Origin of the sequence: Nonomuraea sp. NPDC048892 (assembly GCF_040649735.1) — a bacterium.
GTDB classification, from domain to species: Bacteria; Actinomycetota; Actinomycetes; order Streptosporangiales; family Streptosporangiaceae; genus Nonomuraea; species Nonomuraea maheshkhaliensis.
This window is the reverse complement of record NZ_JBEZFZ010000006.1, coordinates 1-20,045: the sequence shown is the minus strand read 5'-3', so window position 1 is coordinate 20,045 and position 20,045 is coordinate 1. Positions and strand designations below refer to the sequence as shown.

The window sequence follows — 20,045 nt, the reverse complement described above, 5'->3', positions numbered from 1 at the left end:
GCAGGTCTGCCGGTTCGGGGCGCGGTGCAGCCGCGGGAATCGGTTGCTTTTGTCTGCCCAGCCGGCCCATGTACGAACGGTCCGCATGCAGCGGTGTGATGATCGTGAAGGGCAGGGCGGTGGGATACTCGCCGGGTGCCGCTCTACATTTCTCGCGCTGAGATCGGTTATCTCGGTGGTGCCGTTCCGGTGCTGGTTGTCGACTCGCATGGGCCGGTGGGTGACTGGGCGGAGCTGGCCGCTGATGAGAAGGCCCGGGGCGGGTTTGTACCTGTGGTTCAGCGGGCCTGTTGATCGATGTGTATCGCTACTACCAGCGCTTACTCAGGATCACGGGCTGGCAGCGGGCATTTGCTGGACCGTTGTCGTTTCTGACGACGGAAAGGCGCTCACGCTTACCGAGGTCGCCGAGCGGGTGAGTGGGGCGCGAGCCACGAAGTTTATGAGGCGGCCCGTTTCGAGGACGATTACTCCGATGAGAGGACCTGGGCTGTGATGGTGGGACAGTTCAGCGCGGTCACCGAATCGGAGCTCACCACGGGGGCCAGGTTGAGTTTGGAGTGGCTTGAGCAGGAGAGGCCTTATGTCGCGGGGGGTGCCGAGAGTTGTCGGAACGGCGGCGCTCAGGACGGCTTGGCTCGGCTGAGGGGTGGGCGGTGGGTCCAGGTGGCCCAGCGCCAGAGCCACTCGATCGGGCCCTGGCGGTAATGGCGCAGCCAAAGGGTGCAGAACAGCCACTGGGCCGTGAGGATGGTTGCCGCGGTCCAGTACGCCGTCGTCAAGGACTGTCCGATCGGCACGCCGAGGAGGTGACCGGCCGCCAGCACCAGGAGTGTGGAGGTCAGGTAGTTGGTCAGCGCCATCCGGCCCAGTGGCGCGAAGAGGAAGCGCAGTGCCGGTCGAAGCGGCGTTCTGAGCAGGACAAGCACGACGCACACGTACACGCCGGCGAGCAGCAGGTCGGCGAGGCTGGACATGGAAGGCAGGTATGTCGTGGCACCGACGGCTCGCATGCCGGCCTTGGCCCACAGGGCAGCGGCCAGTCCCGTCGCGAAGAGCAGGCCCAGCAGGATCGGGACTCGGGTGGATCGTTCGATCCGCTCGATCACCCCGTAACGGACCAGTGCGGAGCCCAGCAGGAACAGTCCGGCGATCAGTAGGGGGCCGCCCAGGCCGAAGATCAGCGCTGTCGGGATGAGTGCGGCGGAGAGGGCGGCCATGGCCCACCGTGGTAGCCAGGTCGAGGGCAGCAGTACCAGCATGCCGACGACGGCGTAGTGGGTCAGGATCTCGCCCGGCCAGAGCAGCATGTGGACGAGGCCGATCGCGAGCAGTGCCCCGAGTCGGCGTAGCAGGACCAGCCGGGGCCGGGGGACGCGGCGCGTGGCGGAGTCCAGCAGCAGTGCGAAGCCGATGCCGAACAGCAGGGAGAAGATCGGCAATCCGAGCCAGGGGTCCCAGTCGCCCATGGGTTGTACGGCGACGGCGGAGGTGCCGGTGGCCATGAGCTGGATGTTGGCTAGCAGGATCTCGCACAGCGCGAATCCACGCAGTACGTCGAGCGCGATGATTCGAGGCCGACCGGGGGAGGGTGTGGCGGGCTGGGATTGGCCGGACCGCTCCCCAGGAGGTGATTCCTGGGGGAGTTCTTCGTGTGGCATGGGGCCCTATCCTGCAAGGTCACTCTGGTGGACGGCACCGGTCGAAAGCAGGGTCCGCAGCGCCCGGGACAATACTTTCGGCCGGTTCAGCGGCGAGGGCAGAGGCCTTGCTTTAGGTGATCGCTGAGGCGCCGTACTTCAGGTGGAGGAGAGGCAGGAGCTGGCGAGTGGCAGCACGTTCGCAGAGCGGGTAACGATCATTGATGAGTGCTTGATCCACCAGAGAGGCGAACGTCGCCCTCCCAGAGCTGAGGCAGGCCGATGACCATACGTGACGAGGTTCGCTCCCACTGGTGGCCACGGGAGGGGTGGTGGCCGGGGCGGCTGGTCTACACCTGGCATCTGACCTTCGAGGGCGCGCCGCAACTGCATCGCCTCGCCGAGCGGTATCAGCAGGCGCTGACGGCGGTCGGCGGACACGACCCGGTGCCGGTCCAGTGGCTGCACCTCACCGTGCAGAGCGTGGGCTGGGTGGACGAGGTCTCCGACGAGAGACTTGAGCAGGTCACCCAGGCTGTGGCCGTACGGCTGGGCAGGCTCGCGCCGGTGGAAGTCACCTTCGACCGGCCGGCTGTCAGAAGCGAAAGTGTCGCATGGGAAGCCACACCGGCGGAGCCGTTGCGCGAGATCTGGCGCGAGATCAGGAACGGCATCGCCGAGGTGGCAGGCGAAGCGCCGATGGCGGCCGAGCAGGCCGGAGGGCTGCATCCGCACGTGAGTCTGACCTACATCAACATGTCAGGACCGGCTGAGCCCTACGTGGAGGCGCTGAGTGGCGTCGATGCGGAGCCGGTTCGGGTGAACGTCGATCGCGTCACGTTGATCGTCCAGAACCGGGTTCTTGAGCCGGAGTGGGTATATCGCTGGAGCAGTCACGCGGTCGTACCGCTGGGAGCCGGCATCACAGCCGTGCCGTAGCCCTCGGAATTGGGGCTTGTCAGGCCGTGTGTCTGATGGGTACGAGAATGTCGGCCTGATCGCCCATGTCCTGCTTGTCCTCAGGCGGCATACTCGGCTGGCATCGCCCTGGTGCTCAGGACGGGAGCCAATTGCCGTGGAAGCCGGCGGGGATGCGTACCGGGACGTGTATTTCGGCGAGTGGTGGTGCGGCGAGGTCGGTGGCGTCCAGGATGGCCAGGTAGCTCGTGCCGGTGGTGCGGTTGTGGGCGAATGTCAGTAAATAGCCGGTGTTCTCACCCGGCCCGGCGGCCCGGGGGACGAAGACGGCCTCGCCGCAGGTGTGGCCCGGCGGGAAGCGGTGCACCGCCCGTTCGGCGCCGCCGGTGAGGTCGTAGGCGTAGATTTCCGAGCGCTCCGGCTCGGCGTCCAGGGAGAAGCTCGTCGTGTAGCCGTACCGGTGCGGGAGGCCGAGCGTCGCGTCGGCCACCCGGGGATATTCGCTGGGCGCGTCGTCGAGCGGCTCCTCGGTGACGGTGCCCGAGCGTAGGTGCAGCGTCCAGCGGTACGCGACCGGGAGCCCGCCCTCCAGGTCGTCGGCGCCGCCGCGCCACAGCGTGGGGACGCGGGTGCCGGTGACGGTGATCGTGCCGGCGGCTGGGTCCTCGAACGCGTTCATGGTGTGCCACACGTAGCACGGTTCGACGTCGAACCAGTGTACGGGCGCGTCGTCGCCGGCCGTGCGCGTCAGCACGCCGAACCGGGCGCCGTGCGCGTCGTCCCAGCGCCACGGCGGCCCGCCCGCCGCGGCCTGGGCGGCGTCGAAGACGACCGGGAGGTCCATGAAGATCACGTGGTGGCGGGTGATGGCGAAGTCATGCATCATCGTCGCCCGCGGCACGTCCACGGTGCGCGTCTGCACCACCTCGCCGGTGGCCGAGGCGCGGTAGTAGGTCAGGTACGGCGGGCGCAGCTGGTAGCCGAAGAACAGCAGCTCACCCGTGCTCGGGCAGGTCTTCGGGTGCGCGGTCATCGGGGTCCGCAGGGCTCCGTCGAAGGTGTACGGCCCGATCGTGGCCAGGTCCGGCGTCACCTCGTACGGGAAGCCGCCCTCCTCCAGGGCGAAGAGCCGGCCCGCGTGCGCGATCAGGTGGGTGTTGGCCGTGGTGACCCGGTAGTCGATCCGTCCGCTTTGTGCGTCGAAGGCGAGGGCGAAGCGGGACTCGCCGGGGTGCTCGTACAGGGGCGTGCGTACGTAGCGGTTGCGGTACCAGCGAGCCCTGCCGCCGTCGAGCGCGATGGTGTGGATCATGCCGTCGCCCGCGAAGGAGTGCGGTGACCAGCCGGTACGCGGGTTGGGTCCGTTGCGGAAGAACTGCCCGTTCAGCTCGGCCGGGATCTCGCCGACGACCTTGGACGGCTCCAGGGACACCTCGTCGGCGACCGGCGCGTTGTTGCCCGCGAGATGCAGCGGCACCGTTTCGGACATGTGGGGACTCCTGTCGGTGGGTGGTGGGGTCCGGACGCGTGGGGTCCGGACGCCGACAACCGTGCACGAGAAGATTCGCGGACAACAGTCTTGTTCTTCCTGCCTGTCTCAGCCGGTCGGAAAGAGCCCAGGTGAGGGCGGTGCCAGAAATATCCGTACCCGGTCGCCTCGACCGGGGCGGCATAGTTTGCAACCGATCGGTACGGAAGTGCTAGAGTCGACTTGTAGACCGATCGGTACGGAAGTTGCGTCGCTACGGGCGCAAGGCCTTCGCGAAGCCGGTGGTACGACCAGAGAGGACGATCCTGTGACCGACGACGACCTGCGCAACTGGTACATGCGATACGCAGCGGCGCTGAACGCCCACGAGTTCGACGGCATGGACGAGTTCATCAACGACGAGGTTCTGCTAGGCGGCGTGCCCGGGACCCGTGACGACGTCGTCGACACCCTGAAGGGGATCGTCGGCGCCGTTCCCGACATCCACTGGGAGATCGAGGAGCTGCTGCTCGACCGTGACGGAATCGCGGTCCGCGCGATCAACACCGGCACACCCGCCAAGGACTGGCTCGGCGTCCCGCCGTCCGGCGCCTCGTTCAAGATCGTCGAGTACGCCATCTACAAGGTCAAGGACGGGCGCTTCGTTCAGATGACGAACCTGCACGACTCCGCCGAGATGCGACGGCAACTCACGACCTGAACACGAACGACCGATCGGGTCGTACAGCGTCGCCTCAGGCCGGGGCGATCTCCCCGGTGAAGCGGCGCAACTCCCGGCTGGCCGCTGCCGCGGCGGCGGTCGCGCCGAGCAGCCCGCCCAGGACGACGAGCGCCGCCGCGCCGCCCAGGGCCGCCGTCAGTGTCCCGCCGAGGACCGGGCCGAAGGGCTTGAGCGCCATTCCGCCCATGCTCAGCACCGCGCCCATCCGGCCGAGCATCTCGTCCGGCACCATCCGTGCGATCACCACGTTCAGCACTACATTGAGCGAGGGAGTCGACAGCGTGATGAACACCAGGGGGACCATCGGCCACCACGCCCCCCACGGCAGCGCGGTGGCCGCCAGCGCGGCGCCGAAGATCGTCAAGACGGCGAGCAGCAGGGGGCCGGGCGGCAGCAGCCTGCTGATGCGGCCCGACAGCAGGGCTCCGGCCAGGCCGCCGATGCCGAGGGCGGCCAGGACCGTGCCGGTGGTGAGCGCGCCGCCGCCGCGTTCGCCGACCAGCACGATGAGAGGTATCAGGAAGGCTCCGCCCAGGAGGTTGAGGACCATCATCGCCGCGGTGACCTCCCGCAGGCCCCGGCGACGCCACAGCCAGGTGACGGCCTCAGCCGCCTCCCGGCGCACACCACGCCGGATAGGGCGCCGCTCCTCGCTGTCCTCTCGTGTCTCTCGTCCCGATGTTTGTGGCTGGTTCGCGGGACGGCGCGGCACCTTCGCCAGGGCGTAGAAGACCGCGGCGGCGACCAAGGTGACGGCCTCGGCGAGGAAGGGCACGGCATGCCCGAGGGTGTACAGCAGGCCGCCGAGCGGAGGGCCGATCAGGCCGGCGGCATGCGTACGGGACTCCTCCTGGGCGTAGGCGCTGTGCAACTGACTCGCGGGGACGATGCCGCGGATGGCCGTGTCCCGGACAGGCTCGATGAACGCGGCGCACAACGCGTCGAGTACCGCCAGCGTGACGAAGTGCCAGATCTGCGCCTGGCCGGTGAGGATCAGGAGCGCCAGCAGCGCTGAGACGGCCGCTTGGAGGCTCTGGGAGATCATCAGCGTACGGCGGCGGTCCCACCGATCCACCCAGACGCCGGCCGGCATCTGGACCAGCAGGAGAGCGACCATGCGGGCCCCGGCGACGACGCCCGCCAGGCCGGGCGAGCCGGTGAGCGCGAGCACCAGCAGCGGCATGGCCAGTCTGGTGAATTCCGACCCCAGCCTCGACGCCGCGCCGCCGATCCACAACAGCTGAAATCGCGCGTTCCTGCGCAGCGGGACAATGCCGGTCACGGACCATCTTCCTCGAAAAGGGGTGCCGCTCCTGGCTTGAGGCGCGAGGCAGGGTCGCTGCCACGATTCAGGCTTCTGGGACGGGCGTGAAACGGGACCCGCAGAAGCTACTCAGCGGACGTGACGCTGTCTACTGAATATCGCGGGGAGGCAATCTCGCAGGATGTCCGCTGAACGCTGTCGGGTTCGTCGGCGATGATGACGGCGAACGAGAGCGTCCGCCGTCTTTCCGATCGTTCGACCATCGGTGTCGGCTGGTCGCGAACGGGTTCGGGTGCGACGGCGCGCAGAGCGCGGGCCGTGTCAGCTGGGTTCTTCAAAGTGGAAAGCCTTGATGAAGCAGTCACGCGGTTGGTTGATCGCGAAGACGATGCAGTTGATCAGAGACTCGCTGGTGAGCGGGTTCTCGGAGCCTCGTGGCTTAGCAGGGGCAGGAAGTTCTTGGTGACCAGGACGGTGCCGGTGGCGCCGGAGGCCAGGGTGTCGGCGACGTCCTCGTCGGAGACGGCCAGCAGATCTTCGCCTTCGAGGTAACGGGCCCCGTTGTTGACCAGGACGTCGATGTGGTCGGTATGCGCGGCGACCTGGTGGGCGAAGTCGCGGATGGAGGCCGGGTCGGTCAGGTCGCAGGCGAACGCGTACGCCTTTCCGTCGCCTCGGGCGCGGATGTCGTCGCGGGTGCGTTCGGCGGCGGCGAACGTCCGGGCGGAGAGGAAGACGGTGGCGCCGAGGCCGGCCAGGGTGATGGCCAGGGCCCGTCCGAAGTCGCGTCCGGCCGCGGTGATGACGACACTGTGATCGTCCAGTCTCATGTACGCGTTCCCTGTTCGTGGTCGGCCGCTTAGATTATCCAGTCGCCGTGACGGTTACGCCGGTCGGCAGCCTCGCTTGTGCGTGACCCTTGGAGTATGAGCTGGTCCAGGCGGTTACAGGGGGAAGCGTTCTGGGCGGAAGTCCGCGAGTGACTCGGCTCGCTCACCGTCGAGGATCTCCGTGGCGAGCAGGCGGCCGATGATCGGGCCGAGGGTGATGCCGCTGTGGGAGACGGCCTCGTAGTAGCCCGGCACGGACGGCACCGCTCCGACCGAGGGGTAGCCGTCGGCGGGGATGGGGCGTTCGGCCACGCGTGACCCCGTGATGCGGGAGTCGCCGAGGTCGGGTACGACGTGCCGCGCCGCTTCGTGGAGCTGCCGGGCGAGAGCCGCCGGGTCTTCGCCGGTGTCGAGGAGGGCGTCCAGCTCCACGCTGTGGAGGACCATCGTCGTGTCGCCGTCGGGGCGGAGGGCGAGGTGCGGGGCGTGGACGACCCGGTGGATCGGGGTCCGGGAGCTGCTGATGCGGAGGACGAGGCCGGGTTCGTGGCGCATGGGGAGGTGGCGTCCGAGGAGGCCGGCTATGTGGGAGGCGCTGGGGCCGGCCGCGTTCACGATGATGTCGACGTCGAGGCGGGTTCCGTCCGAGAGAGTGATGGTACGGATGCTTCCGTCCGATGCGGTGCCGATGGCGGAGACAGCGGTGCCGAAGCGGTGTTCCGCGTCGGTGTTGCTGACCAGGCGGCTGACGAGGTGGCGGCCGTGCACCCAGGCCTCGTCGGGGTAGAAGACGACCGGGGCCTCGTCGGGGATCGTGAGTGCGGGTTCGAGGCGGTGGCGGGCCTCGGAGCCCTGGTACATCTCGACTCGGTAGCCCAGGTCGGTCAGCCGTTCGGCGGTGCTCAGGAGTTCCGCTTGCGCCGCGACATCGTCCGACCAGCGCAGGTGGCCGCTTGGGTACCACCACGAGTCGGGGCCGATGGTGGTGGCGAGGTCGCGGTAGGCCGCCATGCCGGCGATGTTCAGGTCGAAGTACGACCTGCGCGCGGTCTTGTTACTGGCGTTGACCCACGAGAAGGACCAGTCGGTGACGCCTTCGCCGGGGTGGCCGGCATCGATGAGGATCACCTGGGCGCCGTGCCGGGACAGGTGCCGGCCCACGCAGGCTCCGATGACACCCACGCCGATGACGGCGACACGGTACGGCCGCCTCATATGTCTGGCGGTCATGAACGCCCCTTCCCGGATTTCAGTATGCACAGGTGTGGATGATCACGTCGGCGGTCCGTAGCGGGTGGCGATGGCGGTGGCTCGTTTGTGCAGGGAGTCGCGTAACCACTGCGGGGACAGCGCTTCCGCACTCATCCCGAGCTGCCACAACGCCCACTCGGCGTGCCTCGGATCCTGGAAGGTGACCTCCAGCCGCAGCCATCCGTCCGGTTCGGGTTCTTCCGCGAGTACGGCCAGCGCGGTGCCCACCAGGTCCTCCCGCCGCGCCGGATGCAGCCGCACCCCTACGGTGACCTGGTCGCCGCCGGCGCGGAAGCGGGTGCTGCGTTCCTGCCACGCCTGGTCCAGGTTGACCCGGTCCGGGCGTTGCGCGGGCTCGGGGAGTGCTTCGGCGTCCAGGATCCGGGACAGCCGGTAGGTACGGTCCGCGCCCGACCTCATGGCCAGCAAATAACTTCGATCGCGTACGGTGACCAGGCCGATCGGGTCGACCGTGCGCCACTGAGGAGCCTGGTCCACGGCCGCGTAGTGGATGCGCAGCTTCTGTCCGGCCAGCACCGCGCGCAGGACTTCGGCCGCGATGGCGCCGGGCGCGTCCTCGGAGACCAGCCGGCGCGACAGCAGGTCGGTCTCCGGGTCGATGAGCAGCCGCTCGGCCGCGCCGGCCGCAGTGTCGCGGTAGCTGTCGGGCAGCGCGTCGACCACCTTGAGCATCGCCGACGCGAGCGCCGAGCCGAGGCCGAACGCCTGCGCGCCGCGCCGCGACCCGGCGACCAGCAGGGCGAGGGCCTCGTCGTGGTTCAGGCCGGTGAGCTCGGTACGGAAGCCGGGCAGCAACGCGAACCCGCCGTGCCGTCCGCGTTCGGCGTAGACCGGGACGCCGGCCGCGGACAACGCCTCGATGTCACGCAGCACCGTGCGCGTGGACACTTCGAGCTCGCGGGCCAGCGTCGCCGCGGACAGTCGGCCGTGCTGCCGCAGCAGCAGGACCAGCGAGACCAGCCGGTCGGCGCGCATACGGAAACTCTATTCGCATACACGACAAAGGATGTCGTGATTCTCCGGGAGGCTGATCAACGCGGGCCGGAGACGTACCGGACCCATGATCGAATGGAGCAGCTGATGGAGCGGACAGCGGTCAACCCGTGGGCGTGGTCGACGGAGCTGGGGTACAACCAGGGGGAGCTCGTCTCGGGGCATACCCGGACGTTGTACTGCGCCGGGCAGACCGCGATGAGCGGCGACGGCAAGCCCGAGCACGCCGGCGACATGGCGGCGCAGCTGGCGCTGAGTCTCGACAACCTGGAGGCCGTGCTGGGGGAGGCGGGCATGTCGCTCGCGAACCTGGTCCGGCTCAAGGTCTACGCCACCGACGTCGACCGGCTCATCCAGCACTACGGCGTGCTGGTGGCGCGGCTGGGGGCCGCCGGGGTGGCGCCGGCCACCACGATGCTCGGGGTGAGGCGGCTGGCGGTCCCCGACCTGATGGTGGAGCTTGAGGGCACCGCCGTCGCCTGACGCGCTCTTGCGGCAGCGTCAATGATGACAAGGTAGGTGATGCGACGGTGCTCAGGATGGTGACGATCGGCGTCTACGGCTTCGCCGTCGAGTCCTTCCTCGAACGACTGCGGCACGCGGACGTGCGGCTGCTGCTCGACGTACGGCAGCGGCGGGGCGTTCGCGGGCCCGAGTACGCCTGGGCGAACGCGCGCCGGCTGCAGTCGGCCCTGGCCGAGGCGCGGATCGCGTACGAACACCATTTCGAGCTGGCCCCGACCACCGAGTTACGCCGGCTCCAGTACGCCGAGGACGACCGCCAAGGGGTCGGCAAGCGTTCGCGCCGCGAGCTGGCCGTCGCGTACACCCGCCGCTACACCGCGGAGATCCTCGACCGCGCCGACCTCACGCCGATCGTGGCGGCGCCGCCGGGCGGCGGGAGCGCGGCGCTGCTCTGTGTCGAACGCGACCCCGAGGCGTGCCACCGCTCGCTGATCGCCCAACGGCTGGTCGAACGGCACCACGTCACGATGGAGCACCTGCTGCCGTTGTAACAGGGTTGCATGGGTAGTGACAGAGAGTTCGGTGTCGATGGCAAACCGCTGTCGACGTCGTACGACGTGCTCGTCCAGCGAAACTCGGGGGGAGTCGCATGGGACGACGTGAATACTTCACGGAATACCAGCAGGCCGAGGAGGAGCGGCTGCTGGCGCAGGGCGAGGTGTTCGATCCGCTGACCCGGCGGGTGTTCGCCGCGGCGGGGCTGGCCCGGGGGATGCGGGTGCTCGATCTCGGCAGCGGAGTGGGGAACGTGTCGCGCCTCGCCGCCGAGTTCGTCGGGCCGGAGGGCAGTGTCGTCGGCGTCGACCGTGATCCGGACGCGGTGCGCCGCGCGGCCCGGCTGGCCGCGGCCGGCGGGCAGGGCACCGTCGAGTTCCGCGTGGGCGACATCGAGGCGCTGACCGGCCTCGACGGCGAGTTCGACGCGGTGGTCGGGCGCCTGGTGCTCATGTACCTCGCCGACCCGGCGGGCGCGCTGCGGAACGCGGCGTCGCTGTTGCGCCCAGGCGGCCTGATCTGCATGCACGAAGCCGACCTGACCTACATGTGGTCGACCGTGGACGGGCCCACGTGGCGGCAGCTCAGGTCCTGGATCGTCGGCGTGTTGCAGGGCATCGGCGCCGACCCGCGGATGGGCCCGTCGCTGTTCGCCACGTTCCGCGCCGCCGGGCTGCCGGACCCGGAGATGCGCATGGAGGCGGCGGTCGGCGGGGGCGAGCACGCACCGGCCTTCGGCTGGGCCAACATCGCACGCGTCGCCCTGCCCCTGATGGAACGCGCCGGCATCGCCACCGCGGCCGAGGTCGACCCGGACACCCTGACCGAACGCCTCCTCGCCGAGGTCCACGCCGAGCATGGGGTGGTGGTCGGGCCGTGCCTGTACGGCGCCTGGGCGAGGACGCCGGGATGACGTACGGGCCCTCCCCGGCGGATCGGTGAGGGCATGTTCAATGGCGTGATGGAAAAGAGCGGCGGTTACGGGCGGGTCGTCTTCTTGAACGGGACGTCGAGTGCGGGTAAGACCTCGCTGGCTCAGGCGATTCAGGAGGAGAGTGACACCCCGTTCGTCTATTGGGGCATCGACACCCTGTTTCAGCTCGTGCCGCCCAAGTGGGGTGGTGGGATGGACGGGCCGCTCAGCCGGGTGGGGTTCTGGTACGACCGCACCGGCACGGACGAGGACGGCACGCCGTTCGTGGTGGTGCGTCATGGGCCGGTCGGGCGGCGGATGCTGGAATCGGGGTGTGTCGCGGCCGCCGCCTTCGCCCGTGGAGGTGACGACGTGGTCATCGACGAGATGTTGCTGACCCCCGACCTGCTGCCGGTGTGGAGGAAGGCGTTGGACGGGCTGGACGTGCTGTGGGTCGGCGTGATGTGCCCGCTGGCGGTGGTCGAGGAGCGGGAGGCGACCCGGCCGCGCGGGGTGAAGGGGCTCGGACGGGGGCACCTGCGTACGGTGCACGGTCACGGCGCCCGCTATGACATGACGGTCGACACCAGTACGGGGACCCCGGCTGAGCTGGCCAGGGCGGTGTTGCGGCGGCATCGGGGGCGATAGTGATCGTTTTCCGGCGCCGGAGGGCGTGAGCGCGAGACAATCGCTGTCGTGGCTTGGGAATGGGTGGCACCCGTCATCGTGGGCGGGGCCGGTGCGGTCGGCGTGTTCTTCACCTGGTTCGCGGGTGCGCAGGGGCGGGCGCACGCGGAGCGGATGGTCGGTGCGGCCAAGGACGAGGAGGCGCGGGTCTGGCGGCTCAAGGAGCGGCGGGACGCGTACCTGGAGGTCCTGAAGGTCGTCGAGCTGGAGCTGCGGCGTCAGCGATACGCGCGGGACGGCGAGGATCGGAAGCTGGCCGAGTTGGAGCAGACCTGGCCCGAGAAGCAGCGCGCCCGGATGGGCGTCGAGGCGGTCGTCGGGGTGCAGGTCTTCGGCAGCGCCGGCCTGCGCGAGCTGGCTGAGAGCTGGCGGGTGGCGGCGGAGAACGGCGACTACGCGACCATGGTCATTCTGGGCGAGCAACTGCGGGGGCAGGTGCGGCGGGAGCTGGGGCCGCGGGAGGGCGACGGGACGGTGTTCGGTTCCGTCCCGGTGGAGGCCGAGGTGACGGGTGCACGACCGGTGGAGGTCGGGGCGGTCAGGGCTCGCCCGGTCGCCGGTGCCGGTGAGGTCGCCGAAGTTCCGCCGGTGGACGCCAAACCGGCCGAGCCGTCCCAGTCGGCCGAGGCTTCCGAAGCTGAGAAGGTGAAAGCCGGCGTGGGGGCTTCCGCCGAGAAGCAGGGCTGAGCCGGAGGGGCAGAGGCCGACGGAGCAGGGCTGAGCCGGTGGGTCGAAGCCAGAGCACCAGGATCGAGCTGACGGGTCGAAGCTAGAGGCGCCAGGGCTGAACCGGCGGGGCGGCAACCAGGGCAGCAGGATCGGAGAAATGCCCGCGAAATTCGAGAGAGCGCTCTCTTGACAGCACCACTCGACGTGCCGCAAGGTTTCCGTAAACTCACACCCGTGGATCCGATGAGGTAACCCCCCATGGCACGCACCCCCCGTTCCAGAACGTTGTTAGCCATCGGCGCCGCTCTCGCCGCGGTCGTCGCGCTGGTCGCGCCCATGACCGGCACCGCCAGCGCCGCACCCGCCCCCGGCCCCCTGGTCTGGTCCGACGAGTTCGACGGAGCCGCCGGCAGCGCGGTCGACCAGTCGAAGTGGCGCTTCGACACCGGCGGTGGCGGCTGGGGCAACAACGAGCACCAGTACTACACCGACACCACCCGCAACGCCGCCAAAGACGGCAACGGCAACCTGGTGATCACCGCCCGCCGTGAGAACCCGGCCAATTTCCAGTGCTGGTACGGCACCTGTCAGTACACCTCCGCCCGCCTGCTCACCCGTGACACCTTCACCCGCGCGTACGGTCGGTTCGAGGCGCGCATGAAGCTGCCGCGCGGGCAGGGCATCTGGCCGGCCTTCTGGATGCTGGGCGGCCCGACCTGGCCCGACAACGGCGAGATCGACATCATGGAGAACATCGGCCGCGAGCCGAACACCGTCCACGGCACCATTCACGGCCCCGGCTACAGCGGGGGCGGCGGCATCGGCGCCGGCTACACGATCGGCACCCCGTTCGCCGACGCCTTCCACACGTTCGCCGTCGACTGGTCGCCCAACCTGATCATCTGGTACGTGGACGGCAACGAGTACCAGCGCCGCACCCCGGCCGACCTGGGCGGCAACCGCTGGGTCTTCGACCACTCGTTCTTCATGATCATGAACCTGGCCGTCGGCGGCAACTGGCCCGGCTACCCCGACGGCAGCACCACGTTCCCGCAGACCCTGACCGTCGACTACGTCCGCGTCTACGCCCCGCCCACCACCGGCGGCGGAGGCCGGATCAGCGGGTACGGCGGCAAGTGCGTGGACGTCGCCGGCGCCGCCACCGCCAACGGCACTCCCATCCAGCTCTGGGACTGCAACGGCAGCGGCGCGCAGAGCTGGTCCTGGAACTCCGACGGCTCCGTGCGGGCCCTGGGCAAGTGCATGGACGTGACCGCCGCCGGCACCGCCAACGGCACCCCCATCCAGCTGTACGACTGCAACGGCACCGGCGCGCAACGCTGGACCTTCAACTCCGGCACCGGCCAGATCGTCAACCCGCAGTCCGGCAGATGCCTCGACGCGACCGGGCCGAGCTCGGCCAACGGCACCCGGCTGCAGATCTGGGACTGCGCGGGCAGCGACAACCAGCGGTGGGCTCGCTCCTGACACCCCCACTGTGATCGCCGATGGGCTCCGTGCGGACGAAACGGGGCCCATCGGTCATGGAGAAGGCCGTGTCCAATCTCCGAGAGAGCGCGTTCTCAGCCCTGCTCCCCATGCCGAAGGCGTGAAGAGCCCGAATGCGCCCTCCAGGACGACCGTCAGCGCACGCCGCACAGCAGCCGGTTGTTTCCCCGCTGCCACAGCGTGCCGATCTCCGCGAACCCCGCCTCCCGCAGCGCCCCCACGTGGTGCGACAGCAGGTGGGACTCGGAGCCGTGGTGGTCGGCCCCGGCCGTGGTGCGCTCGCGGCTGAGGTCGGCGAAGGCCGGGTCGGCCTCGACCGCGTCCCACCAGGTCCGCCAGTCCTCCGGCCGATCGGCGCCGAACTGCCGCTCGGCCTGACGCTCGTGCACCGCGTGCTCCAGCCGTGAGAGCACGGGGGTGATCTCCTCGGTGTCCATGTGGTCGCCGTTGAGCAGCAGCCCGCCGGGCCGCAGTACCGTCGCGAGCTCTGCGTACACGGCCTTGAGGTCCTGCTCGGAGATCCAGTGCAGCGCCGTCGTGCTCACCGCCGCGTCCACCGGCCGTTCCAGCCCCAGGCACCCCGTCCATCCGCCGGTACGCAGGTCGGCGGAGACGAACCTCAGGTACGGGTACGCGGCCCGCCCGAGCCCGAGCAGCAGCGGATCGGCGTCCACGCAGACGACCTCGGCCCCGGGCAGTCGCTCGACCAGCCTGGCCGCCAGCGATCCTGGGCCGCAGCCGAGGTCGAGCACCAGCGGGTCGGGCCTGCCCAGCGCCTCCACGGCGTCGATCAGGGCGGTGAAGCGCTCTTCGCGGTCGGGCAGGTAGCCCTCCTGCTGGCGGTCCCAGCGCGCCATCCACTCGACTGCGGCATCGTGAGTGAGCACGAGAACGTCTCCTTGTAACTGTCGTCTAAGCTTTGGGCAGTTACAAAGCTACGACACGAAGGTGTAACCGGTCAATTGGATTACAACAGTCACACGGATGCGGTGGTCCGGGTCGCGGTGGCGCTCGTCAACGCGCTGACCCCGGGCGAGCGACGCGGGCGGCCCTTCCCCGAGCCGGCCGACACCGGCGTCGCGGCCACCGCCGGCCTGCGTACCGTCTATCCCGAATACCGCGAGCTCGGCGCGGAGGACGGCGACGAGCTGGCCGCGGTCGCCGCCCGGCTGCGCGCCGTCTTCACCGCGGTCGCGAACGACGATGTCGACAGTGCGGCCAGGCAGGTGAACGCGTTGCTGGAGGAGTTCCACGCCAGGCCGAGGCTCGACCGGCACGACGGCGAGCCGTGGCACCTGCACTTCCACGGCAGCGGCGGTACCAGGGCGGGCGAGTGGGCGGCCAGTTGCGCCACGGGTCTGGCGATCGTGCTGGGCAGCGAGTTCGGCGACCGGCTCGGCGTCTGCACGGCGCCCCACTGCGACCGCGTCTACGTGGACGTCTCACGCAACGGCACCCGCCGCTTCTGCTCCACCGCCTGCCAGAACCGGGTGAAGACGGCCGCGTTCAGGGCCAGGACAAAGACAGGGTGAAGACGGCCGCGTTCAGGGCCAGGACAAAGACAGGGTGAAGACGGCCGCGTTCAGGGCCGGGGCGAAGACAGGGTGAAGACGGCCGTCTTCCGCGCCAGGACCAAAACCGGCTGAGGTCAGGTGAGCAGCCGGATCGGGGTGCCGGCGACGAAGGCGTCGATGTCCTCGACGGCCTCGCGGAAGTACGTCGTGTAGTTCGCCTCCGTCACATAGCCCAGATGCGGCGTGGCCAGCACGTTCGGCAGCCGGCGGAACTCGTGCCCGTCCGGCAGCGGCTCCACCTCGAACACGTCCAGCCCGGCACCGGCGATCCGCCCCTCCCGCAGTGCGGACGCCAGCGCGTCCTGATCGACGATGGCCGCCCGCGAGGTGTTGACCAGGTAGGCCGCCGGCTTCATCAGCGCCAGCTCCCGCGCCCCGACCAGCCCCCGCGTCCGGTCGCCGAGCACGAGGTGGATGGAGACGACGTCGGCGGCGGACAGCACCGCGTCGAGGCCGGGGGCCAGGCGGGCGCCGGCCGACTCGGCCCGTTCCCGGGTCAGGTTCTGGCTCCAGGCCACGACGTCCATGCCGAAAGCCCGCCCGACCGCCGCCACGCGGGACCCGATCCGGCCCAGGCCGAGCAGCCCGAGCGTGCGGCCGTGCAGGTCGGCGCCGAGCGTGCTCTGCCACGGGCCGCCGGAGCGCAGGGCGCCGGCCTCGGTCGGCAGGTGGCGGGTCAGGCCGTGGATCAGCGCCCAGGTCAGCTCGACCGTCGGCGTCGCGCTGCCGCCCGTGCCGCAGACCGTGACGCCGTGCTCGCGCGCGGCCGCCAGGTCGATGGCGGCGTTGCGCATGCCGGAGGTGATGAGCAGGCGCAGGTTGGGCAGGCGGGCGAACAGCCCGGCGGTGAACGGCGTGCGCTCGCGCATGGCGACCACGATCTCGCAGTCGTGGATGGCGGCGACGAGGTCGTCCTCGCCGGCGAAGTGCTCGCGCAGGCTTCTGGCCCGCACCCGGGACCAGTCGGCGAGTCCGAGTGCCACATCCTGGTAGTCGTCGAGCACGGCGCAGCGCAGCATGAGCCGCAATCTACCGGCCGGCCCCCTGCTCCAGCTCCCCGGGGCAGGCTCGGGGAGCTGGAGCCCGTTCATTCGGCGGCCAGCCGTTCCGCCTCCTCGTGCAGCGCCAGGATCAGGACCAGCTCTAGGTGGAGCCGGTCGAGCTCGGGCGCCGCGAGACCTTCCAGGACGCGCATGTGGGGCCTCCCTGAAGAGGAGACGCCTCACATGTCACAAAGGTTCACGCCTCGCTCCTGAACCGCTCCCACGCCGACTGCCGCGTCATGTTCAGCGATGCTCCTATGCGCTCCCAGCTGACATCACGGGTGCGAAGGTGCGCCACCCAGTCGCGCAGATTGTCGTCCACCTGTGCTTGCACGGTGGCGATTTTCGGTAGATGTTCGAGAATTTGCTCTTCTGTCATGCTCTCCCAGGCCGGAAGGCGCGGCGAGGTCGATTCGGCGAGCCGTTCCTGTTCCAAGATTTCGCTACACAGGCCGACGCACTGGTCACAAATATGCACACCAGGCCCAGCGATGAGTTTGTTCACATCCGCGCTGTTCTTGTGACAGAACGAGCAGTGGAGGTTGTCCTTCCAGTCAGGCATGCCCTGACACTAGCCTCGTCAGGCCACTCCTGACAAGCCTGAGATCCGGCCGCGGTCCATCTGGCCCTCGATGATCTCCTGCCGCTCCTCGGTGATCCGTTGCAGGATCCGCATGTACGCGTCCAGCACCTGGGCGTACTTCGCCCGTGCCAGCTCAAACTGCTCCCGCAGCAGGACGACCCGTTCGAGGTCGCCGTCCCGCCTGGCCTCCTCCAGCAGGGCGCGAGCCTCGTCCACGATCTCTTCGGACCTGGCTCTCGTACGGCGTAGCAGTGCGGCGCACTCGCACAACTCCGTCAGACGCGCCGACGCGATGATCAGCTCAGCGCTTCGCACGGCCGGACCGTCGGCCGTTTCCTCACGGAGATCGGATCCCATTTCACGCCACCTCCTGGTCAAGGTTGCCTAACTGTAGACGCGCAACCCGGCCCCGCGGATCACCGGCGGCTCGCAGTAGGAACTGAACGCTCCCAGCGGTTGTGTTTCTTCTCCCAGGTAGAAAATCATCACCCCTGAAACTCGTTCGGTGCGGCAAGTCTCAACTATTTGTCAGCCGATGGCTCCGCTTATCTGCAGAATGCCGTGTTTTGCCGGTGTGGGGAAAAGCCTCCGGAGGAAGACGTCCGATCTGCCCGCACGGGCTCGGCGTTGGTCACATACTGAAACGGACCGACAGCGCAACGTGACTCTGGAGTGGTGGGCGATGGCGGCGACAGGGAGCGAGGGCGACGCGGTGGACGTCAGTGTCGTCATCCCCGTACACAACTGCCGGGCCTATCTCGACCGGTGTCTCACGTCCGCGCTCGTCCAGCGGGTGCGCAAGGAGATCGTCGTCGTCGACGACGGCTCCACCGACGGCAGCGGCGAGCTGCTCGACCTCTACGCCGAATATCACCCCGAGAGCGTCAGGGTGATCCACATCGAGGCCAGCGGCGGCGCGGGCCGGCCGCGCAACGTCGGGATCGAGCACGCGACCGGCCGGTACGTCTTCTTCTGCGACGCCGACGACCACCTCGGCCCCGAGGCGCTGGAACGGATGGTCGCCGCCGCCGACGGCAACGGCACCGACATCGTGCTGGGCAAGATCGTGGGCCACGGCAGGCGGGCACCGGCGTCGATGTTCCAGCAGGGCGCGGAGCGGGTGGGACTCGGCGACAGCAACGTCTACAACAGCCTGAGCTGCTTCAAGCTGTTCCGGCGCGAGCTGCTCGAACGCCACCGCATCAGGTTCGGCGAGGGCATGCTGGTCGGGGAGGACCTCCTGTTCACCGCCCACGCCTACTGCCACGCCGAGGCGGTCTCCGTGGTGGCCGACTACGACTGCTACCACCTCGTGTCTAGGTCCGACGGCAGCAGCATCATGCAGCAGCCGGGCAGCAGGGACCCGCTGGCCTGGCTGGCCATGATCAGGGGCCCGATCGAGGTCATGGCCCGGCACGTCGAGCCGGGCCCACTGCGCGACCACCTGCTCCGCAGGCACTTCAGGCTCGACGTGTTCACCCAGCTCGGCACCGTGTTCCTGGAGAGCGACGACGTACGGCGCAAGGACATCGCGCGCGAGGTCGCGGCCCTGTGCGACGACTGGTACACCCCCGGCGTGCACGAACGGCTCAACACCATCGACCGGCAGCGGGCGGGCGCGCTCGACGACATCGACCGCCTGGTGCGCCTGGCCCGCATCGAGAGCGCCACCGTGCGCAGGAGGCTGACCGGGCTGCGCTGGGACGGCGACTGCCTGGTGGTGACGGGCGCGGCCAGGCTCGACGGCATCACCAGGGACGACGGCCTGTCGGTGGTGCTGCGCGCCCGCCACGATCCGGACGTCGAGCTGGTGCTGCCGGCTGAGCGCAAGGGCGGCGAGTTCATCGCGCGGGTGGACGTGGCCGCGCTCGCATCCGGCATCTGGGACCTGCGGGTGGCGGTGGAGATCGAGGGCGTGATCCGGCTCGGCCGGCTCGGCGCCGACCGTGACAGCGACATCGCCCGCCCTCAGCCCCGCCTGATCGGCGGCGTGGTGGCCGTGCCCTACTTCACCAGGGACAACGGCAACCTGAGCATCGACATGGGCGGGCACGCGGTCGCGGTGCCGGGCCTGGCCAGACTGATCAGGGCCCGGTGGGCGCTGGGGCACCGGCTGATCGTGGACGGCGAGATCACCGTGGTCGGCACCGCGCCGGCGGCCTCGGCGATCAGGCGGATCGTCTGGCGCGAGCGGCGCACCGGGCGCGAGCGCACCGACGCGGTGGTGGCCCTGCCCGGGGGCGGCTTCGCGGCCAGGCCCGCCGTGGGCCGGCTCGCCCCCGGCACCTGGGACGCCTACCTCGAACTCGACCTGGGCGGGCCGCCCGCGCGCTTCAGGATCGAGACCGACGCCGAGACGGTCGCGGCGCCGCGCCGATGGTGGGGAGCGCCGCTGCTGAGGAGCGTGCGGCCGTACGCGACGTCGGGCAAGGGGCGCTTCAGCGCCGTGGTGCGCCGGCTCACGGCCGAGATGCTGATCAGAAGAATCATCAGGTAGCGAGGGCCGATCAGAGGAATCTTCCGCTATTGCCCATTATGTGCAGGTGCAAGATGATGTCGTAAAGTGAGGCCGTTTGGTCTGTCCGCTTTGGATCCGTCCTCTTCAGGAGGGTGCCGTGCACGTTCCCGATGGCTTCTTCAACGCAGCGACGTCCGTGTCGGCCGGGGCCGTGGCGGCGGCGGGGGTCGCGGTCTGCCTGCGCGGCGCCCGGCGCGAGCTCGACGACAGGACCGCGCCCATGGCCGGCCTCGTGGCCGCGTTCATCTTCGCCGTGCAGATGCTCAACTTCCCCGTCGCCGCCGGCACCAGCGGACACCTCCTCGGAGGCGCGCTGGCCGCGATACTCGTGGGGCCGTACACAGGGGTGCTGTGCATGGCCGTGGTCCTGCTGGTGCAGGGCGTGTTCTTCGCCGACGGCGG

At 69.5% G+C, this 20,045-nt stretch carries 21 protein-coding genes; 11 read left to right on the top strand and 10 right to left on the bottom strand.

The annotated features are described in order from the left end of the window. Nucleotides 1-623: 623 nt before the first annotated feature. Entirely contained in the window at nucleotides 624-1,661 is a 1,038-nt protein-coding gene (locus AB0C28_RS21005; protein ID WP_358076532.1) for a DUF418 domain-containing protein, read from the bottom strand. A 261-nt stretch (nucleotides 1,662-1,922) separates the two neighbouring features. Here AB0C28_RS21005 and AB0C28_RS21000 point away from each other — a divergent pair, with 261 nt between their 5' ends. After that, nucleotides 1,923-2,579 (top strand): 2'-5' RNA ligase family protein, encoded by a 657-nt coding sequence (locus AB0C28_RS21000; protein ID WP_357845490.1) that lies wholly within the window; start codon nucleotides 1,923-1,925, stop codon nucleotides 2,577-2,579. A gap of 115 nt (nucleotides 2,580-2,694) precedes the next feature. Here the strand turns inward: AB0C28_RS21000 and AB0C28_RS20995 are convergent, their stop codons facing one another. Then, on the bottom strand, nucleotides 2,695-4,047 hold the full coding sequence (locus AB0C28_RS20995) for a carotenoid oxygenase family protein (RefSeq protein WP_358076529.1): 1,353 nt from the start codon (nucleotides 4,045-4,047) through the stop codon (nucleotides 2,695-2,697). A gap of 307 nt (nucleotides 4,048-4,354) precedes the next feature. Between AB0C28_RS20995 and AB0C28_RS20990 the strand changes: the two genes are divergently transcribed. Continuing rightward, entirely contained in the window at nucleotides 4,355-4,747 is a 393-nt protein-coding gene (locus AB0C28_RS20990) for an ester cyclase (protein WP_357845485.1), read from the top strand. Between the two features lie 34 nt (nucleotides 4,748-4,781). Here the strand turns inward: AB0C28_RS20990 and AB0C28_RS20985 are convergent, their stop codons facing one another. The 4 genes from AB0C28_RS20985 to AB0C28_RS20970 all read right to left on the bottom strand — a co-directional run bounded on the left by AB0C28_RS20985 (nucleotide 4,782) and on the right by AB0C28_RS20970 (nucleotide 9,109). Then, the gene (locus AB0C28_RS20985) at nucleotides 4,782-6,050 is read right to left on the bottom strand and encodes an MFS transporter (protein WP_358076526.1); all 1,269 of its coding nucleotides are present in this window, start codon (nucleotides 6,048-6,050) and stop codon (nucleotides 4,782-4,784) included. Nucleotides 6,051-6,430: 380 nt separating this feature from the next. Then, on the bottom strand, nucleotides 6,431-6,862 hold the full coding sequence (locus AB0C28_RS20980; RefSeq protein ID WP_358076523.1) for an SDR family oxidoreductase: 432 nt from the start codon (nucleotides 6,860-6,862) through the stop codon (nucleotides 6,431-6,433). A 114-nt stretch (nucleotides 6,863-6,976) separates the two neighbouring features. Further along, the gene (locus tag AB0C28_RS20975) at nucleotides 6,977-8,092 is read right to left on the bottom strand and encodes an FAD-binding oxidoreductase (RefSeq protein WP_358076520.1); all 1,116 of its coding nucleotides are present in this window, start codon (nucleotides 8,090-8,092) and stop codon (nucleotides 6,977-6,979) included. Between the two features lie 42 nt (nucleotides 8,093-8,134). Next, the gene (locus tag AB0C28_RS20970; RefSeq protein WP_358076517.1) at nucleotides 8,135-9,109 is read right to left on the bottom strand and encodes a WYL domain-containing protein; all 975 of its coding nucleotides are present in this window, start codon (nucleotides 9,107-9,109) and stop codon (nucleotides 8,135-8,137) included. 105 nt (nucleotides 9,110-9,214) lie between these two features. Here AB0C28_RS20970 and AB0C28_RS20965 point away from each other — a divergent pair, with 105 nt between their 5' ends. The 6 genes from AB0C28_RS20965 to AB0C28_RS20940 all read left to right on the top strand — a co-directional run bounded on the left by AB0C28_RS20965 (nucleotide 9,215) and on the right by AB0C28_RS20940 (nucleotide 13,904). After that, complete coding sequence (locus tag AB0C28_RS20965; RefSeq protein WP_357845469.1) at nucleotides 9,215-9,610, top strand: RidA family protein; 396 nt, start codon at nucleotides 9,215-9,217, stop codon at nucleotides 9,608-9,610. A 56-nt stretch (nucleotides 9,611-9,666) separates the two neighbouring features. Next, nucleotides 9,667-10,143, top strand: coding sequence for a DUF488 domain-containing protein (locus AB0C28_RS20960; RefSeq protein WP_358077372.1), 477 nt, complete (start codon nucleotides 9,667-9,669; stop codon nucleotides 10,141-10,143). Between the two features lie 98 nt (nucleotides 10,144-10,241). After that, complete coding sequence (locus tag AB0C28_RS20955) at nucleotides 10,242-11,060, top strand: methyltransferase domain-containing protein (RefSeq protein WP_358076515.1); 819 nt, start codon at nucleotides 10,242-10,244, stop codon at nucleotides 11,058-11,060. Between the two features lie 48 nt (nucleotides 11,061-11,108). Next, a complete protein-coding gene (locus AB0C28_RS20950; protein WP_358077369.1) occupies nucleotides 11,109-11,708 on the top strand; it encodes a hypothetical protein in 600 nt (199 codons plus the stop codon). A 48-nt stretch (nucleotides 11,709-11,756) separates the two neighbouring features. Next, a complete protein-coding gene (locus AB0C28_RS20945) occupies nucleotides 11,757-12,434 on the top strand; it encodes a hypothetical protein (RefSeq protein ID WP_358076512.1) in 678 nt (225 codons plus the stop codon). A 240-nt stretch (nucleotides 12,435-12,674) separates the two neighbouring features. After that, entirely contained in the window at nucleotides 12,675-13,904 is a 1,230-nt protein-coding gene (locus tag AB0C28_RS20940; RefSeq protein ID WP_358076509.1) for an RICIN domain-containing protein, read from the top strand. 155 nt (nucleotides 13,905-14,059) lie between these two features. Here the strand turns inward: AB0C28_RS20940 and AB0C28_RS20935 are convergent, their stop codons facing one another. Beyond that, complete coding sequence (locus tag AB0C28_RS20935) at nucleotides 14,060-14,812, bottom strand: class I SAM-dependent methyltransferase (protein WP_357845457.1); 753 nt, start codon at nucleotides 14,810-14,812, stop codon at nucleotides 14,060-14,062. 75 nt (nucleotides 14,813-14,887) lie between these two features. Here AB0C28_RS20935 and AB0C28_RS20930 point away from each other — a divergent pair, with 75 nt between their 5' ends. Further along, the gene (locus AB0C28_RS20930) at nucleotides 14,888-15,457 is read left to right on the top strand and encodes a CGNR zinc finger domain-containing protein (protein WP_358076507.1); all 570 of its coding nucleotides are present in this window, start codon (nucleotides 14,888-14,890) and stop codon (nucleotides 15,455-15,457) included. Nucleotides 15,458-15,573: 116 nt separating this feature from the next. On the opposite strand, the gene AB0C28_RS20925 is transcribed toward AB0C28_RS20930, so the two are convergent. The 3 genes from AB0C28_RS20925 to AB0C28_RS20915 all read right to left on the bottom strand — a co-directional run bounded on the left by AB0C28_RS20925 (nucleotide 15,574) and on the right by AB0C28_RS20915 (nucleotide 17,440). Continuing rightward, a complete protein-coding gene (locus tag AB0C28_RS20925; RefSeq protein ID WP_357845451.1) occupies nucleotides 15,574-16,518 on the bottom strand; it encodes a D-2-hydroxyacid dehydrogenase family protein in 945 nt (314 codons plus the stop codon). A gap of 220 nt (nucleotides 16,519-16,738) precedes the next feature. Next, entirely contained in the window at nucleotides 16,739-17,104 is a 366-nt protein-coding gene (locus AB0C28_RS20920; protein WP_357845448.1) for a ClpX C4-type zinc finger protein, read from the bottom strand. Between the two features lie 18 nt (nucleotides 17,105-17,122). Next, nucleotides 17,123-17,440: a hypothetical protein gene (locus AB0C28_RS20915; protein WP_357845445.1), complete on the bottom strand. Its 318-nt coding sequence runs from the start codon at nucleotides 17,438-17,440 to the stop codon at nucleotides 17,123-17,125. A gap of 367 nt (nucleotides 17,441-17,807) precedes the next feature. On the opposite strand from AB0C28_RS20915, the gene AB0C28_RS20910 reads away from it, so the two are divergent. After that, nucleotides 17,808-19,622 (top strand): glycosyltransferase family 2 protein, encoded by a 1,815-nt coding sequence (locus AB0C28_RS20910; protein ID WP_358076504.1) that lies wholly within the window; start codon nucleotides 17,808-17,810, stop codon nucleotides 19,620-19,622. A 118-nt stretch (nucleotides 19,623-19,740) separates the two neighbouring features. Next, nucleotides 19,741-20,045, top strand: a 305-nt coding sequence (locus AB0C28_RS20905; protein WP_358076501.1) for an energy-coupling factor ABC transporter permease, incomplete at its 3' end; no start/stop codon positions are given.

What these genes read in the sequence shown, in the direction of transcription:
- AB0C28_RS20965 (WP_357845469.1), top strand. Translation starts at nt 9,215, where the DNA reads ATGGAGCGGACAGCGGTCAACCCGTGGGCGTGGTCGACGGAGCTGGGG.
- AB0C28_RS20980 (WP_358076523.1), bottom strand. Translation starts at nt 6,862, where the DNA reads ATGAGACTGGACGATCACAGTGTCGTCATCACCGCGGCCGGACGCGAC.
- AB0C28_RS20910 (WP_358076504.1), top strand. Translation starts at nt 17,808, where the DNA reads ATGGCGGCGACAGGGAGCGAGGGCGACGCGGTGGACGTCAGTGTCGTC.
- AB0C28_RS20970 (WP_358076517.1), bottom strand. Translation starts at nt 9,109, where the DNA reads ATGCGCGCCGACCGGCTGGTCTCGCTGGTCCTGCTGCTGCGGCAGCAC.
- AB0C28_RS20925 (WP_357845451.1), bottom strand. Translation starts at nt 16,518, where the DNA reads ATGCTGCGCTGCGCCGTGCTCGACGACTACCAGGATGTGGCACTCGGA.
- AB0C28_RS20975 (WP_358076520.1), bottom strand. Translation starts at nt 8,092, where the DNA reads ATGACCGCCAGACATATGAGGCGGCCGTACCGTGTCGCCGTCATCGGC.
- AB0C28_RS20995 (WP_358076529.1), bottom strand. Translation starts at nt 4,047, where the DNA reads ATGTCCGAAACGGTGCCGCTGCATCTCGCGGGCAACAACGCGCCGGTC.
- AB0C28_RS20955 (WP_358076515.1), top strand. Translation starts at nt 10,242, where the DNA reads ATGGGACGACGTGAATACTTCACGGAATACCAGCAGGCCGAGGAGGAG.
- AB0C28_RS21000 (WP_357845490.1), top strand. Translation starts at nt 1,923, where the DNA reads ATGACCATACGTGACGAGGTTCGCTCCCACTGGTGGCCACGGGAGGGG.
- AB0C28_RS20950 (WP_358077369.1), top strand. Translation starts at nt 11,109, where the DNA reads ATGGAAAAGAGCGGCGGTTACGGGCGGGTCGTCTTCTTGAACGGGACG.
- AB0C28_RS20960 (WP_358077372.1), top strand. Translation starts at nt 9,667, where the DNA reads ATGGTGACGATCGGCGTCTACGGCTTCGCCGTCGAGTCCTTCCTCGAA.
- AB0C28_RS20920 (WP_357845448.1), bottom strand. Translation starts at nt 17,104, where the DNA reads ATGCCTGACTGGAAGGACAACCTCCACTGCTCGTTCTGTCACAAGAAC.
- AB0C28_RS20940 (WP_358076509.1), top strand. Translation starts at nt 12,675, where the DNA reads ATGGCACGCACCCCCCGTTCCAGAACGTTGTTAGCCATCGGCGCCGCT.
- AB0C28_RS21005 (WP_358076532.1), bottom strand. Translation starts at nt 1,661, where the DNA reads ATGCCACACGAAGAACTCCCCCAGGAATCACCTCCTGGGGAGCGGTCC.